The sequence below is a fragment of the Teredinibacter sp. KSP-S5-2 genome (assembly GCF_032773895.1).
In the GTDB taxonomy this organism is placed as follows: domain Bacteria; phylum Pseudomonadota; class Gammaproteobacteria; order Pseudomonadales; family Cellvibrionaceae.
In genome coordinates, this window is record NZ_CP120416.1 from 1,204,779 (window position 1) to 1,221,147 (window position 16,369).

Annotated in this window: 16 protein-coding genes; 7 read left to right on the forward strand and 9 right to left on the reverse strand. The window is 43.1% G+C overall.

Annotated elements, in window-relative coordinates:
• Window positions 1-188 precede the first annotated feature (188 nt).
• The 5 genes from P5V12_RS05685 to P5V12_RS05705 all read right to left on the reverse strand — a co-directional run bounded on the left by P5V12_RS05685 (window position 189) and on the right by P5V12_RS05705 (window position 5,531).
• Window positions 189-1,436 (reverse strand): extracellular solute-binding protein, encoded by a 1,248-nt coding sequence (locus P5V12_RS05685; RefSeq protein ID WP_316956358.1) that lies wholly within the window; start codon window positions 1,434-1,436, stop codon window positions 189-191.
• 14 nt (window positions 1,437-1,450) lie between these two features.
• Window positions 1,451-3,478, reverse strand: coding sequence for a methyl-accepting chemotaxis protein (locus P5V12_RS05690; RefSeq protein ID WP_316956360.1), 2,028 nt, complete (start codon window positions 3,476-3,478; stop codon window positions 1,451-1,453).
• Window positions 3,479-3,755: 277 nt separating this feature from the next.
• Window positions 3,756-4,199, reverse strand: coding sequence for a PaaI family thioesterase (locus tag P5V12_RS05695; RefSeq protein WP_316956361.1), 444 nt, complete (start codon window positions 4,197-4,199; stop codon window positions 3,756-3,758).
• A gap of 9 nt (window positions 4,200-4,208) precedes the next feature.
• Entirely contained in the window at window positions 4,209-5,039 is an 831-nt protein-coding gene (locus P5V12_RS05700; protein WP_316956363.1) for an MBL fold metallo-hydrolase, read from the reverse strand.
• Window positions 5,040-5,093: 54 nt separating this feature from the next.
• On the reverse strand, window positions 5,094-5,531 hold the full coding sequence (locus tag P5V12_RS05705) for a NifB/NifX family molybdenum-iron cluster-binding protein (RefSeq protein ID WP_316956365.1): 438 nt from the start codon (window positions 5,529-5,531) through the stop codon (window positions 5,094-5,096).
• Window positions 5,532-5,732: 201 nt separating this feature from the next.
• Here P5V12_RS05705 and P5V12_RS05710 point away from each other — a divergent pair, with 201 nt between their 5' ends.
• The 5 genes from P5V12_RS05710 (at window position 5,733) to P5V12_RS05730 (ending at window position 8,933) form a co-directional block, all read left to right on the forward strand.
• A complete protein-coding gene (locus tag P5V12_RS05710; RefSeq protein WP_316956367.1) occupies window positions 5,733-7,091 on the forward strand; it encodes a sigma-54 interaction domain-containing protein in 1,359 nt (452 codons plus the stop codon).
• A 227-nt stretch (window positions 7,092-7,318) separates the two neighbouring features.
• Complete coding sequence (locus P5V12_RS05715) at window positions 7,319-7,741, forward strand: NifB/NifX family molybdenum-iron cluster-binding protein (protein ID WP_316956369.1); 423 nt, start codon at window positions 7,319-7,321, stop codon at window positions 7,739-7,741.
• A gap of 9 nt (window positions 7,742-7,750) precedes the next feature.
• Window positions 7,751-8,269: a disulfide bond formation protein B gene (locus P5V12_RS05720; protein WP_316956370.1), complete on the forward strand. Its 519-nt coding sequence runs from the start codon at window positions 7,751-7,753 to the stop codon at window positions 8,267-8,269.
• Window positions 8,270-8,354: 85 nt separating this feature from the next.
• Window positions 8,355-8,711, forward strand: a complete 357-nt coding sequence (locus P5V12_RS05725) for a carboxymuconolactone decarboxylase family protein (RefSeq protein WP_316956372.1) — start codon at window positions 8,355-8,357, stop codon at window positions 8,709-8,711.
• The gene (locus P5V12_RS05730; protein WP_316956374.1) at window positions 8,712-8,933 is read left to right on the forward strand and encodes a hypothetical protein; all 222 of its coding nucleotides are present in this window, start codon (window positions 8,712-8,714) and stop codon (window positions 8,931-8,933) included.
• On the opposite strand, the gene P5V12_RS05735 is transcribed toward P5V12_RS05730, so the two are convergent.
• From P5V12_RS05735 to P5V12_RS05750, 4 genes are all read right to left on the reverse strand, one after another.
• Window positions 8,925-9,620, reverse strand: coding sequence for a DUF2334 domain-containing protein (locus P5V12_RS05735; RefSeq protein ID WP_316956375.1), 696 nt, complete (start codon window positions 9,618-9,620; stop codon window positions 8,925-8,927). The genes P5V12_RS05730 and P5V12_RS05735 overlap by 9 nt on opposite strands.
• A complete protein-coding gene (locus P5V12_RS05740) occupies window positions 9,617-10,771 on the reverse strand; it encodes a glycosyltransferase (RefSeq protein ID WP_316956377.1) in 1,155 nt (384 codons plus the stop codon). Before P5V12_RS05740 ends, P5V12_RS05735 begins: the two co-directional genes overlap by 4 nt.
• Complete coding sequence (locus P5V12_RS05745; RefSeq protein ID WP_316956379.1) at window positions 10,768-11,961, reverse strand: sulfotransferase; 1,194 nt, start codon at window positions 11,959-11,961, stop codon at window positions 10,768-10,770. The genes P5V12_RS05740 and P5V12_RS05745 overlap by 4 nt, the downstream gene beginning before the upstream one ends.
• A 365-nt stretch (window positions 11,962-12,326) precedes the next feature.
• The gene (locus tag P5V12_RS05750; RefSeq protein ID WP_316956380.1) at window positions 12,327-13,298 is read right to left on the reverse strand and encodes an aldo/keto reductase; all 972 of its coding nucleotides are present in this window, start codon (window positions 13,296-13,298) and stop codon (window positions 12,327-12,329) included.
• Between the two features lie 424 nt (window positions 13,299-13,722).
• Here P5V12_RS05750 and P5V12_RS05755 point away from each other — a divergent pair, with 424 nt between their 5' ends.
• Both P5V12_RS05755 and P5V12_RS05760 read left to right on the forward strand, forming a co-directional pair.
• Window positions 13,723-14,670, forward strand: coding sequence for an ABC transporter substrate-binding protein (locus tag P5V12_RS05755; protein WP_316956382.1), 948 nt, complete (start codon window positions 13,723-13,725; stop codon window positions 14,668-14,670).
• 15 nt (window positions 14,671-14,685) lie between these two features.
• Window positions 14,686-16,239, forward strand: coding sequence for a sensor histidine kinase (locus P5V12_RS05760; protein ID WP_316956384.1), 1,554 nt, complete (start codon window positions 14,686-14,688; stop codon window positions 16,237-16,239).
• Window positions 16,240-16,369: the final 130 nt, after the last annotated feature.

Here is a 16,369-nt window from a genome sequence, read left to right on the forward strand (position 1 = left end):
TCAACGAATGTGGATTCGTCGTACAAATCATTTTTTTTGTTGCGTTACTTAACAAATTAATTTTTTGTGAATTTTGAGTGTTTTTTTATACCGATTTATTTTACCAATATACTCGATAGTTATTGACTAACAAACAGTCATCGAAGTTGTCATTAAAGACCACAGAATGTAATCAGATTCTCTGATTTTTATTGACAGTTCTTATAGCCGATATACTTCCATTTATTTAACTCGTCCTGAATAGTTTGCGCCGCTTCTTTCGGGGTTTTATTTTGTTTTAGCACCTCTGTAAAAGCGGTGAGAACAAGTTCATTGTAGCTGGGCTCTTGTTTGTTCAATGGGTAACTGCCAAAAAGGCTAACTGGGTAGGCATTGCCAACCAAACTCGACATTGTATTCAGCATGGGGTTAGCGATATTAAGCTTTCCACCATATGCGGGTAGTTCTTTAACATGTTCGGCAAACAGCTCAGCAAATTCTTTGGTCGCAGTATATTGTAATACTCTATAAGCTGCTTTAGCTCGGGGGGATTTGTGGTTCACTTGATAGGTTCCATCACCCAGAGCATAAACCTGACCGCTTTTACCAGGGATGGCCCAAAAGCCTACCTGAAAATTAGGGTCGACCTGCCAGAGTATTGAAGAGGGGCCTGTTTTCCAGCCACCGTCAAAAGATATGGCTGAGTTTCCTATTGCTATTGCACTGCCCATTCCGGAATAACCTTCGGTTTCCCAGTTTTCATTGATAAAACCTCTTTTTTTCCAGTCCAGAATGGTTTCAAATATTTGATAGTATTCTGGATCATTAAAACAGGCTGTACCTTTTGCCAGATTGGCTGCGAAGTTCTTATCAACTAAACCCGAAACCATTACCTCTGCAACCACTTGATTAATTAACCAACCTGAGGCAGAGGCATAATGAATGGGGGTAACACCACTTTGTTTTATTTTCTCCAGTGCGGAGTTAAATTCCTGCATTGTTTGAGGTTGTTGACGTATTCCCAGATCGTTCAGGATTTTGTTGTTCACTAACAAAGACTGAAGCTGAAGGGCAAACGGAACTCCGTAATATTTTCCATCCGGTCCGAGAGATGCCAGGAGTGCGGATTTATTCATATCGCTGATGTCGGCTTGATTTGGTGCAATAAAGCCTTCGTCGATTAGACGTTTAAGATTGGCTGCGCCTGGCCCCCACTGAAATACATCCGCCTTGCGGTGCAGAAGTTCAATTAATACGTGGGGTTGGTAGGTTTCATGTTTCTCGTAACGGATGACTCTATGATCGATTTTAATTCCTGGAATCAAGTTGCGCTGTGAAATGATATCCCATAGAGCACCTTCCTGATCTCGCCAGGTGTAGACAGAAACAGTTGTTGATGACCAGGAGTTGAGCGCGCACGAAATAAGAAGAATAAAAGCAAAAATATTGGTTTTCATTGTTATCTCGTAAATTAATTTGTTTTGAACTTTTCGACTATTTTTTCAAGAGTCTTGGACGAGTCTAATAGTTCTATCATATTCTCTTCGTTTTTTTGTGCACCTTGTTCAGTGTTTTCCGCTAATTCGGAAATGCGGGTGATGTTTTTGGTGACTTCCTCTGTTACCGTACTTTGTTGTTCAGAGGCTGTGGCAATCTGCATGTTCATGTCTTTAATTCTGGCCATGATGGTAACGATATTTCGAATTTGCTCGCTGATTGATTGCGCTTTTTCAACCGACTGATCGGTTTTGATTTGTGATTGGTTGATTGAAGAAACTGCTCGCTCTGAGCTTTGCAGTAGGGTTTCGATATTGTGTTTGATTTCTTCCGTGGATTCCTGAGTTCGACTGGCCAGGGTTCGTACTTCGTCAGCCACTACAGAGAAACCTCGACCATGCTCACCTGCTCGTGCGGCCTCAATTGCAGCGTTGAGCGCAAGTAGATTCGTCTGTTGCGCAATAGCGTCAATGACCAGCAGTATTTCTTCAATTTTTCTGACATCACTGTCCAATTGCTCAATCACTTTTGCAGCAATGTCCATATCACTTTTCAGAGCTAGGGTCAGGCTTTTGTTATCTTCAATATTTTTCTCACCATTAGTGGCGTAGTCGTGGGCTTGTAGTACTTCGCCAAAGGTTTCCTGGGCAATACTCGATACTTCCCTAATCGTTGCAGTCATTTCCTGCATCGCCGTTGCCACCATATCAATTTCGTTTTTCTGTCCGGTAATGGCTGATTTAGTCGATTGAGTGATATTTTGCGTATCTTCGATCGATTCAAGAATCGCGTGGGATTGGTCCTGGATTGCATGAATCATATCTCGAAGATACTGACTCAAAGTGGATGCGGATTTCTGTAACTTGCCAAATTCATCATCGGATGCCTGGCGGAGCTTCTCAGTTAAATCACCTGTCGCCATGCGTTGCAGGGCATTCATCATTCTGTACAGACCGGTTCGTATGCTGGACGTGAGTAATAAACCCACCAAAACCCCAATAACTATCGCGACGGCGCTAATCGAAATAATTGTGAGCTTGTTGGAGGATACGGAATCCTGAGCGTTGTTGGCGACACTTTTGGAGTAACTGGAAGCAAATTCGTTGACTTTGTGCAGGTCTTTTCTTATTTCTGCGAGTGCCTGTTCGTTCTCCACCATGTTTTTAAATAACGTATCTTTGGTACCCAGGTAGGTTTCCTTGGTATTGCCGTAGCCTTCCAGGCTTGCAACGAGGTGGATAATTTCACTGATTAGATCATTTTGTTGGTAGATGGCTGAACGAACCCTTGGGCTGGCATTCTCCGCAATTCTTTGCAATTCGTAGGCTTTGTCCAGATAAGCAATCATCCATTCAGTATATTGAGCAACATATTTTCTAAAGGAAACATTGTCTTTGGAGGCACTGATCAGTTTGATCAGGCCTATACCTTGGGAAATATGAAAAGCCACGTCATCAATATATTGTTTATTACTGGGGGAAGCGACAGGGACGCTCCTTACCTGATTGAGAATGTCCTGGCTCTGCTCTTCCAGTTTGTCTACTTTTTCATCCAGCGTTGCCAATAGATTTGAGCCATCGAAAGACATGCGGTATACGCGCATGGTGGATTCAATATTGCTGAATACTTCGGGCACCTTCTCCTGTAGGGTTTGTACAATCGCTATTTGGTCACTGGCGGTCTCAATCGTACTAAGTTCACTTTTTAAGCGCTCTAAAAGGGGACGGTATTGGCTGTTAATTTGGTTGAATACTTTTTCGGATTCTTCCAGTTGATCATATTTTATGCTGTTGTAATGCTGATACATGGCGAGGTTAACCGCTGCAAACTGCGCGGAGAGTTGAGCGGAGTCTTCGCTTATCGGAATGGCCCTTGTGGTCACCTGCTGAAGGTTATCGTTTATGCCGTTCACACTGGTGATGCCGGTGTAGCCAATTACAACCAAAAAGCTAATTAAAAATAAAAAACCTATGCTGATTCGTTGTATAACTGTCAGTTTCATGTAGATACTCAAAAATATTATTCTTTTTTCTAATATGCTTGTCCTTTAAGGCAAGCATATTGGCGCAGTTTATATGCCGCCTATATATGTTTAGCACAAATATCGATTGAAGAGGCTCATACTAACGGCTTATGTCGCGGTAAAGCCTATATGGGGTGCTCGCGCCAGTTTTTATCTTTGTTTCAGTGGCGTCACATATGTGTGGGTGGGGGATATCTGCGGTCAAATATTTCAGCTACATGTCAAGCTTAGGTCCAAGTCGTATGGTTGTTACCTACTACAATTCTTTCCTCATAAATTTAGCATCGGCATAGGCCATCAACTTTTCTCCCACATGTAGTTCCGACCTTAAACAGTAGAGCGGTGGTTTGAATCGTGTTATCCAGGCGGTTAAATTCAGTTTTTGTTGACAGGGCACGGGTAAAAGGTAGCGCACATGTAAATCGGCCGTTAACGCTGTAATGTCATGGTGAAATAAACAATGGGTCATTGCCGAATCCAGCATGGTGGCCACGATACCGCCGTGTAGAATGTCAGGGTAACCCTGGAGAAAAGGGTAGGATTTTGTCTCACCTGTTACGCCTCCATTATCGTTAGAATAAAAATGTAACCCGAGCGACGCGGCGTTATCTTTACCACAGGCAAAGCATTTTTTATGACTGTGGTGGTTTTTCATTTTCGCTATGGGATGGGTTGCTTGCTGCATACTAATTTGTGTCAATTTGGTTTTCTATATATGGATAACCGAACCTACGTGTATAGTTTGGTACTGATCGGGAAAGGCTTCTGCCAGGCTTTTCATCGCTGCAAAACCAGTACAGTGTGTTGGGCCAAGTTGTTGAATATTGAGTTTGCGAAGGGCTTTTATTGTTGACTCGAGCTGTTCAGTGCTGGCATTGGCCAGATGCATACCGCCGAATACGCCAAAAATCGGTTTGTTATGGGTAAGGTATTGAATGTACTCTAGGGTATTAATCACTCCAGCGTGGGCACAGCCAAGTAATACAATTGTCCCCAGTCCGCTTTCTATATAAAGCGCCTGGTCATCCATAATTTGATCCGGTGATTTTCCATCTTTATCATAAAAAAAAGTTTTGGTATTTTTTTCAAAATCATTGATGCGTGGAATCGAACCGGTGCACCAAACATTTTTTGCGATCGGTGTGGGTTTTTCGGTCCAATATATGTTGGGTGTATTATGCAGAAGGTTTTTAATCGGCGTTGCCATACCCCGATAATGAGCCGGGTTGTTTGATCTGAGCGAATATTTTTCTTTGAGTGCTTCCGGGTGTATAAAAACCGATGCATTTTCGCTCAGTTGTAAAACTTCATCCACACCACCAGTATGATCGTAGTGGCCGTGGCTCAGCACCAGGGCATCTGTCGAGCTTAAATCTATTTTCAACTGTTTTGAATTATGTTTTAGCGCCAAGCCCTGGCCGGTATCAAACAGAATGTTTTGTTCGCGGGTTGCTATCCAAATTGACAGGCCGTGTTCAGCAAGCAGACCGGCGTGGTTGACAGTATTGTCTATCAATATGGTGATTTTTAATTCTGACAAAATTAGTTCTCAGGTAAATGGTTTGGAATTAGGTAACATCGGGTAAATTTTGGTTTATCTTAATTCCTGGTTTCTGTTGACGCATTTTCTGCGTCTTCCACGACCGCTGTGGGATCTGTTGATTGCGTGGTGATAAGATTGACACACTTTCTGTTTACGTGAACAGCCTGGCATCAGGTATTTTCCTTGTCCTAACTGGTTTGCTAAAAACGCATCGAGTACTTCATCGATTTGCCCTCGTGTTTGGGCAATAACATCAATCCCTTTCTGTACTAACGCAGATTCAAATGGTCTCGAAATTGCACCGCATATCAAAACATTAACACCAATATTGGCAATGGATTCGGCAAGTGTGTGTGGGTCGTCGTTCTGGATAGTAATGTTGTTGAGTGTGGTGACGGACCCTTGGATCATGTCGACCAGTAACAGCGTATCAGCAACATCAAAAACCGGGGATATCTGGTTTTGCCAGTGGGGAATTGCAAGTTTCATGGTTTAGGCACTCCCAAAACGTTTATCCCGAATATGCACTATATATGCCATTGATTTCCTGCAACCAATGCGCGGTCAAAAACGGGGTGGAGTCATGAAAAGATTTGTTATTCATCAATTTCAATCGGGCAAACTGCAATAAAATGGTTTTTTAAATCGGGCATTTTGCCATGCACCAAAAACGCTTAGGAACACACTCTTTTGACTGATCAACTATCAATTGCTCGCCAGCGAGAAACCGCGATTCTGGATTCGGTAAATGAAGGCGTGTTTACCGTCGATCGATCCTGGAGAATTACGGCATTTAATAGTGCAGCGGAGAAGATAACAGGGATTCGCAGACAGGAGGCGATTGGTAGTCGATGCTGCGATGTGTTTCGAGCCAATATCTGCGAAAGGGACTGCGCTTTACGGCGGACAATGTCCAATCGCACGCCCGTGCTTAATGCTGTGGCTTATATCGTGAATAAGCAGGGAGAACGGATTCCGATTCGTATATCAACTGCCTTGTTGAAAAACAGTGAAGGCGAAGTTGTCGGTGGTGTGGAAACTTTTCAGGATCTCACGGTGGTTGAGCAGCTACGCAAGGAGCTACACGCGAGCTATACCTTTGAAGATATTATCGGTCGTAGCGCTGCCATGACTCGCCTATTTGAGCTTATTCCTTTGGTGGCAGAAAGCAATAGTACCGTCTTGATTGAGGGTGCGAGTGGTACGGGTAAAGAGCTGTTTGCGCGTGCTATTCACAACCTTTCGCCCCGTAAGAATAAACCTTTTGTGGCGGTGAACTGTGCAGCGTTACCCGATACATTATTGGAAAGCGAATTATTTGGTCATAAAGCCGGTGCCTTTACTGATGCCAAGCGGGATAAACCCGGTCGTTTTGCTTTGGCTGAGGGGGGAACTATTTTTCTCGATGAGATTGGGGATATTTCGCCTGCGATGCAAGTGCGGTTATTGCGCGTCTTACAAGAGCGGGAAATCGAACCCTTGGGGGGAACAAAAAGTTTACCTATTGATGTTCGTGTGATTACTGCAACCAATAAGGCGCTGCAAAAGGAAGTGGCCGATGGGCAGTTCCGTGAAGACCTGTATTATCGAATTCGCGTTGTGCATTTGCTGCTACCAGGCTTAAAACAGCGGCGCGAAGATATTCCCTTGCTTATTGAATCCTTACTGAGCAAATTTAATCACCTACAGGGAAAGGATATTGCCGGTGTGTCGAATGAGGTGTTGTCGCGGTTAATGGAGTACGAATACCCCGGCAACGTCCGTGAACTGGAAAACATCATTGAGCAGGCATTTGTTTTATGTCGTGGCAAAATTATCCATTTAAATCACTTGCCGCCCGAACTGCGACCGAATGTCGCACATGGTGCTGAATCTAATCAACCGATGAGTCTTGCGGAACTTGAAAAGCTGTTTATTAGTGAAGCATTACAACGTAATCAGGGCAACCGCCAAAAGAGTGCGCAGGAACTCGGTATAGACGTGAGTACTCTGTATCGAAAAATTAAATCATTTTCCATTGAATTGCCTGAAAAAGATGGGCGTAGCTAGCTCTAGCATCGTTATGTCAATCGGGTAAATTGCACGATTCGGGTTCGACTCGATAACTTCTACTTCTAGCCTATCTTTCGCTGTCTCAGGTTTTTGGACGGTTTTACTTTCTGTTCTTTCCTGTTTTTATTTTGGCGCTCTTTTTGCTATTGCATGGTTGTTTTGTAAATCAATCGATATTCCAACCCCTGTGAATAATGGGTAAGACGTTGGTAAAAGGAAACGTTATGCTTATAGCTATACCTACAATTAATCAAAAACTTTGTCAGCACTTTGGTCATTGTGAGCAATTTGCCTTCGCTGAAGTGGACGAAGAGAATCAAACAATTTTACATGTCCGATATTTACAGGCACCGATACACACGCCTGGGAGCATACCCAGTTGGTTAAATGACAATGGAACACAATTGGTTATCGCAAGTGGTATTGGCAATCGAGCATTAAGCTTTTTTGATCAGTGGGGCATAAACGTTGTTGTTGGCGCGAAAGAAGGGAGCCCGAAGGATATTATCGCTGCGTATTTTAAACAACAGTTGGAAACTGAGAATAACCCTTGTAATGAAAAACACACTTCTCATAAGTGTGAGGAGAATGAGGTTGAGGACTATCAATCCATCACTATGAAATCCGGTTTTCGCTGTCACTATTGAGATGTTGATATGGTTTACTCTGAACAAGGTTCACGCCTTCGGCCGTCTATTCGTGTGACTAACCTGATTGTTTTTAGTGCGTGTGTGATTGCTGTTCTTATCACTGTTTTTTATTTTCAGAAAACGTTGGGATTAACGCCTTGCCCATTATGTGTTACACAAAGAGCATTTGTCATTGCCATCGGTATTATCGCCTTAGTGGCTTTTATTCATCATCCCGGTGCAGGTGGTATTAAAGTCTATGCCGGGCTAGGTGCAATAGCGGCAATTGGGGGTGGTTGCGTTTCCGCTCGACACATATGGTTGCAAAACCTGCCTGAAGAGTTGGTGCCAGCGTGCGGGCCCGGGCTAAGTTTTATTTTAGAAACCATGCCGCTATGGGAGGCGATCAAAGTGCTTTTCCAAGGCGATGGGGATTGCGCCGATGTTGTCTGGACATTATTTGGTGTAAGCATCCCTGGGTGGACTCTCGTTGCATTTATAGGTTTTACATTGATTAATGTCTGGCAACTTTTCCGCAAGGCATAGTGGTTTATATGATTTCGGATATTTATCACAGTGATAGTACCTAGCCCATAACAAATATGTCAGATGTATTTTAAGAGAGATGGCTATGCATAAAAACTACGAAGTTGTAAGAAGCTCCATTCGGGAATATACCCGCGAGTTACAGAAAATTCAGCCGGATACCATTAACGCCTTTTATGCGCAATCCAAAGCCGCATTGAAAGACGGAGCATTGTCAGAAAAGATAAAGGAATATATTGCTCTGGCTATTGGTGTGGCAAAACACTGTGATGGCTGTATTGCCTTTCATGTGAAAAACTTAAACGATTTGGGGGCAACGCGAGAAGAGATTGCAGAAGTACTTGGAGTTGGTGTGTATATGGGAGGCGGCCCTTCTCTTATGCTTGCTGCCGATGCCTTGCGTGCATTTGATCAACTACACGATGAGGAGTCGATAGAGTGAATGCAAATTCGTGTCGAAATCTGGGGCCGGTCGGTGAATGTGTCTGCCCTAAATGCGGGTACACGTCCAAGCACACTGCCGGCCAGCCTTGTCAGGAAAATCGGTGTCCAAAGTGTGGCAGTAAATTACTGCGCAAGGATTCATTTCATCACCAAAAGCTTATGGAGAAAAGAAAAAGCTAACCGTGTATTGCGAATAGATCAGCTTGCCAGTTTAGGTTGAAAATACCTGCGCTAAGGAGCGGGCTTCGGATACTTGACTCACCAGTGTTTTCAACTGCGTGTGAAGCTTTAAATCTAAATCGTAGGGGTGAAGTGCTATACGTAACGGGCTTGTTTGGGATGCTGCTGCCTGATTAATTTGGTTCCAGAGGTTTAATGCAATTTTTCGCCAAGTATTGTCTGCTTCAAAGCCTGCGAGTGGTAGGCGTTTAAAGTTGTTCGATGTTACATGATAGATGCCGTTGGTTGTTTCGTAGTATTTGAAGGGTAAATCTTTGAGCGTAGTTTTAGGGAGATTGCCCATTGCCCAGGCTGGCGGAACATAAAGCTCGGGTGCATTAAATCCGGAGTCAATAAACCAGTTGTAATTACGTAAAATCAGTTGATGAAGTTGTTCCGTTGTGAGGGATAGGTGTTCTGCTACATTACGGGAAATGAAAACCGAATGTAAACGGTGTTTAATGGTTTTTATCTCTTTACAATGGTGTTGCCAGCCATGTCCTGCAAGTTGATAGCCTTGCGTTTCCAGCTCCTTTAGTTGTTCGATCTGATGTGGTTGCCAGTTTAATCCGGGCACAATAAGCAGATAGATATGGAATGGCTGGAGATGAGTACATAGCTTAAGTAATTCAAAAGTATGTGCCATGGTTTCCGGCATGACATCGTGAATTGAAATAACGGCTTTCATTGTTTACCGACCAACACGTCATTCCAAATACTGAAATTCCAGTTATTCAGTTTTAATGCGGCATTGCGCCCGCTATCTATTTTTTCCTTTATCTGTTCGGGCTGCGTGGCAGTAATACGATGCAGTGCTTTGCTAAAGCCATCTTCATTTGAGAAAATATACAAACTATCAACCAGTTCTGGCCATTCAATAATGCCACAGTTGTCGGATACGGCTGTCATTCTTCCTCTTACTAAAGCTTCAAGTGCGATGGTACCAAAACCCTCTACCAAAGAGGGCAGGACAAGTATGTCGCTGTTGTCTATCTGATTAAGTAATTCGTGTCGGTTTAACCAGCCAAGATAGGTCAGGTTTTTAATGTTATTTGCGGCGGCCTGTATGCTTTCCCGTTCCGGGCCATCGCCACTAATAATAAACTGCATATCGGGGTGATCCATCGCGGCTTGAATCACCGACTGAATATTTTTCTCCGCCGCAAGTCTGCCGGCGAATATGACCCGTTTCGGTGGATAACTAATTGGTTTGATAGGGGCTTTGACAAACTCATAGGCAATGGGGGTTCCCATTAATCCCGTCTTCTTGGCTCCCAAGTGTTTGGCTATGTCCATCATATAGTCCGAGTTCGCTAGAACTACATCGCCAAATTTAAATATCAGCCAGTGAGAGTATTCAAAGTATTTTTTGACGATAAACCGTTGAATGCTTTTCCAGTAGAGATCCGCGAGTTTATCGAACCAGGTATGAAAGCCGATAATCACTTTAACGCCGAGTTGTTTGCCAATAACTGCGCCAAAAAGGCCATAAAGAGCCGGGGAGGGAATAATGATCACATTAGGATTTAATTGTTTGACCCGCTTCTTTAACGAAAAAAAGTTGGGGATAACGAATTTCTGTGTGGCGTCACCCGGCAAAGGCACATTGATTCCCCCCGACCATTTCTTCCCCTGGATTTTAGGGCAGATGGTTTCAATAAACTCCACATGATCTTTAAGGTAGCGTTCCAAGTCATGGTAATAGGAGCCGACGCCATTTCTTTCCGGTGCAGCATCCGAGATAATGACTACACGGACGTTGCTCAGCTCTGCGTGCGCGGAGTCAATATAGTCATCTTCTATTAAATGTGAATCTTTTACCGATGCCTGGATGTTCATGTAGGTTTACCGTTTTCAATTGTTACGAGCATGCCATCAGGAAAGGGCCAAAGAGAATCAAAGTGACGCTTTAGCTGATCCAAATCTATATTGCCTATGTCTTTGCTGTACTTATGCTTGCTGTTATAGGCCTTTGATTCTTCGGAAATATGCGTGTACTTATTGCGCAAATCATTGTCTATGGTTTCTGCCAGAGTTTGGTATATTACTTCCAGTATCTCTGTCAGTTGCTTGTTCAGTTGTTCCATCGATATAAGAAGCAGGGTATGTTGCCCTTGTTTTTTTATCGTTCGTAGATGGTTGTAATAATAGACGAGCATGTTGACAATGTTGTTTTTAAATTCATGGCTTGTTTGGCTAAACCCGAAAAGTTTGAGTGCAGGTTGAAGCGAGCTTATTTGAGATGGGATTGTGCGTTGCGGTTCCCGTATACAACCGATAAAGACAGCATTGTCGAAATGTTCAGTCAGGCTCTCCAGCATTGGCGTGAACGAAGGGTTTTTGGCTAAGTATCGTATTTCCTTTCCGTGTTTCTCTTGATATGTCTTACCATAAAAGTACAGATGCTTTTTTAGCATCCGTTGATAAAATGTCATAACTACTGTTTTATCTTTCTGATTTTTGTTCTTATCAAAAAAGGCGAGATCCCATATCTTTGTGTATTCGGGAAAGACAACCAGTAAAATGAAACAGGAAAAAATGGGGAGTAATAGCAGAAAATCCTCTTCCGGTTCGGACAAGCCCAGTAGATGTATGGACTCCATTTTTCGGAAGAAACTGAATTGTGGAATAGGTATTCGCTTAATGATGGGGCTGAATATTTTCCCTATCGCGGTATAAATAACTTTTTCCGTGATAGAAGGGGCTATAACACAGTCCCATAGCGTTGTTGAGGTGAATTTACGGTCTTCACTAAGGGTCCGATGAAGGAATGTTGTTCCACTTCTTGGAATGCCGAGAATAAAAATCGGATTATTGATGGAGATACTTTTGTATTGTGGGAAAAATATTTCATCCAGAAGAAAGAACAGCCAATGAACGAGCTGCAGAGTAAGCAGGAATGGTGTCACGATAAACAATAGAATAATATTGCGCAGCCAGGCTTTTGGACCTCCACTGAAAAGGTGTGTCAGTTGCCATATAAGGCAATGTGACCATTGTGCGAGAGCAAAGCAAAATGCTTTCATCATGCCTATGGACCTTAATGGGTGCGTTCAAACCTGTTAGTCTCACATAATAATGTGACATCTTCAAATGCGCGGCAGGATAAATGAACGTTGAATGCAGCGCTGTACCCTTGAGATAAATTCAAGTTTGACGCATTTAACCGAATTTTCAGGAGGATTGGAGACAGACTCTAGTGGTTTCGACAATGTTTTGCGCAGTGCGGCTAATAAAATCTGTTTTTTTGAAAAGTTGCTATGTTATGTTGCTGGCAGAATAAGTGTGGGTTATATATTCCGACAGAGGGGATATCGAACAGTACAGCGTGTTCTGTGGCTGGATACCCCATTGTCGATTTGTTTATCTCTCTAGCACTGACTAGATAGCGTGTCTAACATGACCAGCTGGTCGGTACTCTATCCCAGCGATGATCTCGCAGCTGTGTTATCAAGTCTGAATCCAATCCTTGTGTATTGCCTACGGCCATGTTCGCTTCTACATTTACCTGACTACGCATACCAGGTATGACTGTTGTAACAGCAGGGTTGGAAATAATAAACCGCAGCGTCATTTCCGCCATTGTCATTTCCTCGGGCACGACTTGGCGTAGCTGTTCTACACGTTCCAGAGTTGGTTGCAGGTTTTCCTGGCAAAAATAAATATTTCTGAAATCGCCTTCTGGCCAACGGGAATCTGAGTTGAGTTTTCCTGTCAGTGAGCCTTCGTCGAATGGTACTCGGGCAATTACGGCAATGCCGTTTTCCTGACAATAAGGTAGTAATTTATCTTCAGGTGACTGGTCAAAAATATTGTATATAGTCTGCACTGAATCAATCAGTCCGGTTTTAAGTGCTTCTATGCAGTTCTCCGGTTCCCAACGGTTCGTGGAGATACCAAACGCTTTGACTTTGCCGCTCTGTTTTAGGCGTAGCACTTCATTTTGCCATTCATCCTGATTGGCCCAGCTATCTTCCCATACATGAAACTGCAGTAAATCGATGCATTCGACAGATAAATTCTTCAGGCTTTTCTCGGTGAATTCAGTGATATGTTGCTTAGGGTAAATATCTTGCAGGCCGGCGTCTTTCCTTGGTGGCCATATGTCTTCTTTGGGTGGGATTTTAGTTGCAATATAGAGTTTGGAGGCGGTATGCCTTTTTAACAAATTACCGAGTATCTGTTCGCTTTTCCCAGCGCCATAGCCCCATGCGGTATCAAAAAAATTACATCCCAATTCAACGGCTTTATCGAGAGCCTGGTTGGATGCCTTGTCGTCTGAACCTGTCCAGCCGGCCATTCCCCACATGCCATAGCCGATCACGCTCAGGTTCCAGTCAAATTTACCAAATTTTCGTGTATGCATTTTTATTGCTCTTCTTGGGAAAGATTAGTCTGATATGGTGTTTCTTTCGGTAGTAAAATACCGCTCTGTTATGGTTTTTATACTAGGCGGATTGACCGAAGTAGGAAAGTATACATTAGCAAAAGAGAAAGTATGGTCAATATCGCAGAAGTAAAGTTGGTTACTGCTAAAGCACCTGAGTTGTTTGTGGTGGCATTATTGTAATGTGGCTTTTCAATAAGTCGGGTGCGTGTTATGCAACAGCCAGTGCCTTCGAGTTTTATTTTACGTGGGTGGGCTGTTGGATGTCGTGTTAAATATTATTTTTACATGTGCAGTAATGAATTGATTCATTCGCATATGTATCGATACAACTTGCCATAAAGGCTGGTTGTGAATTCATCTACACTTATTAGTGATATTTTTATTCCGGTGGGGGATGTTAATGGGGGGATTTATTCTGCGTGTTCTGCTTCTTTTATTCTTGCCTTTACTTTGTTCGGCGGAGCAGGAAAAGGATACTTCTCCTATACGTGTAATCGAAAATGATTGGACCAGCCAGATAGTGCTTTCCCGTATTACGGGTATGATTTTTATCCATCAGGGTTATAAAGTACGTTATGTCCAAGCCAGTAGTTCGGAGCAGTGGGGTGCGTTGGCCTTGGGCATAGACCATGTTCAGGTCGAAGTTTGGCAAGGCACTATGGAGTTGATGTTTAATCGAATGGTCTCAGCTAACCGTATTTTGGATGCGGGAACCCATTCTGCATTGACGCGGGAGGATTGGTGGTATCCAGGTTATGTGGAAGAGCTTTGCCCGGGTTTACCCGATTGGCGAGCGTTAAAGCGGTGTGCCAAGGTTTTTGCAACAGAAAAAACCAATGGCAAAGGACGGTATGTTGCTGGTCCCTGGGAGAAACCGGAAGCGGCAAGAATTCGGGCCTTGGAGTTGGATTTTATTGTTGATCAAGTGCAAACGGCGGACGACCTTTGGCGGGAGCTGGCTAAGGCACAATCGCAGAATAAGGCCATTGTGTTATTCAACTGGACTCCGAATTGGGTTGAGGATCGTTATGATGGAAAGTTTATTGAGTTTCCTGCGTATGAACCTGAGTGCGAAACCGACCCCAAGTGGGGAGTGAATCCGCTATATCATTATGACTGTGGCAACCCTTCGGGAGGTTGGTTAAAAAAAGCAGCCTGGTCCGGTATGCCGAAAAAATGGAACTGTGCTTACCGTACATTGAAAAATGTTAATTTCGACAATGCGACTATTGCTCAATTATCCGCAAGAGTCGATGTTGATAAGCTGACCCATGAGCAGGCCGCGGAAGAATGGTATGAGGCGAATAGAACAAAATGGGAAAGCTGGATACCTGATGACTGTCATTAATTTAAGGCATTAAATTTGTTCAAAAATACGGTTAAACCTGGCGACTCTATTTCTCTACAGTTAATTCGTGTGGTGTTTGCCTTTTATTGTGTCATTGCAGTGTTGGTTACGGGCTTTCATATTATTGTTGAATACCGTCATACCAAATCTATTATTCATGATGAGCTGAAAACCAACGAGGATATTTTCGGTCAGGTTCTTTCCTCTGCATTATGGGATCTGGACAAGGAAAGGATTCAGCGAATACTCCAGGCAATGTACAAGTTGCCAACCACTATTGGTATCCGAATTGATCAAAATAACGAATTGTTTATGGCAATTGGTACTGTGCAGGGGAGTGATCGAACAGTCGGTTACTATGATATTCATGGCAATTACGACGATAGTCGTGACTATCTATCGGAGCTTTTTTCCTACTCATTTCCTGTGGTTTACGAAATTCATGATCAAACCAACAAGATTGGCCAGGTAACGGTTTTTTCCGATTCTTCTGTTGTGATTGACCGTATAGGTTTGGGATTGGTCATGCTGGTTTTTAATGCCATGATCAAAACCCTTGCTCTATGGTTGATTTTTATCTGGGTTGGTAAACGGATTTTGATCAAACCACTGAGTGCACTTACCGATGCTATATCGAGTGTCGACTTTGATAAGCTGGATGACTTTAATATCCATTTGGAAACTCGTAAAGGAAATGAGTTGGATGTCATTGAAAAGAAATTTGAGGGTATGGTTGAGAAGTTGGGGGCAGCCAGGAAAGACCTGCTTGAGTTGAATAATGATCTGGAGAAAAAAGTTGCCTTGAGAACACAGGATTTGGAGGCGGCTAAGAATCAGGCCGAGCAGGCAAATAGTGCCAAGTCCTATTTTATGTCGCGAATCAGTCACGAACTGAGAACGCCATTAAATGCCATTATCGGTTTTTCCAAAAGACAAATAAAAATATCCGACGATTCATCTTCCGATAAAATCCACTATATGGCAGAACGGATTAACAAGGCAGGCTATTACTTGCTTATGCTCATCAACGACATTATTGATTTTGTTGATTACGAAAAGGGAAAAATTCCAATACGAGCTCAAAGATGTATGCTGTCTGAATCGGTAAAAGATAGCTTATCTATTGTTAGCAGCTTTGCCGCGGACAGGGGGATTTCCCTGGAGGACAATACGGCCGATGCTGATATATTTGTCGATCCCGGTAGATTGACCCAGGTTATTATTAACGTATTAACTAACGGTGTGAAATATAATCGAACCGGAGGTTCGGTAACGTTAAGCTGTGTTCCTCAGGAAAAGTTTTTACATCTGAACATCACTGACACCGGGGTTGGTATTCCAGAAAAAGAACGGGATAAAGTGTTTAAGCCATTTGTTCGGTTGGATTATGCAGAAGCTCAAGCTATTGAAGGAACCGGTATTGGCCTAACATTAAGCCAGCAGTTAATAAGAGGAATGGGGGGCGATTTAGATTTTGAAAGTACTCCAGGGGAAGGAACCACATTCACACTCAAAATACCGCGTTACATCGAAACAATAAAGCACGAGCGAATTCAGTCGGAAACATGAAGGTTACCCGGTTGCTTGAATATTATATTTAATCTGGCCTGATTGAATTGTCGGTTGATATGAGGGAGTTGATCAACGATGAAGAGCCTCAGTAAGCATAGAAACTTGTTTTGTGTATCATCATTAAGCC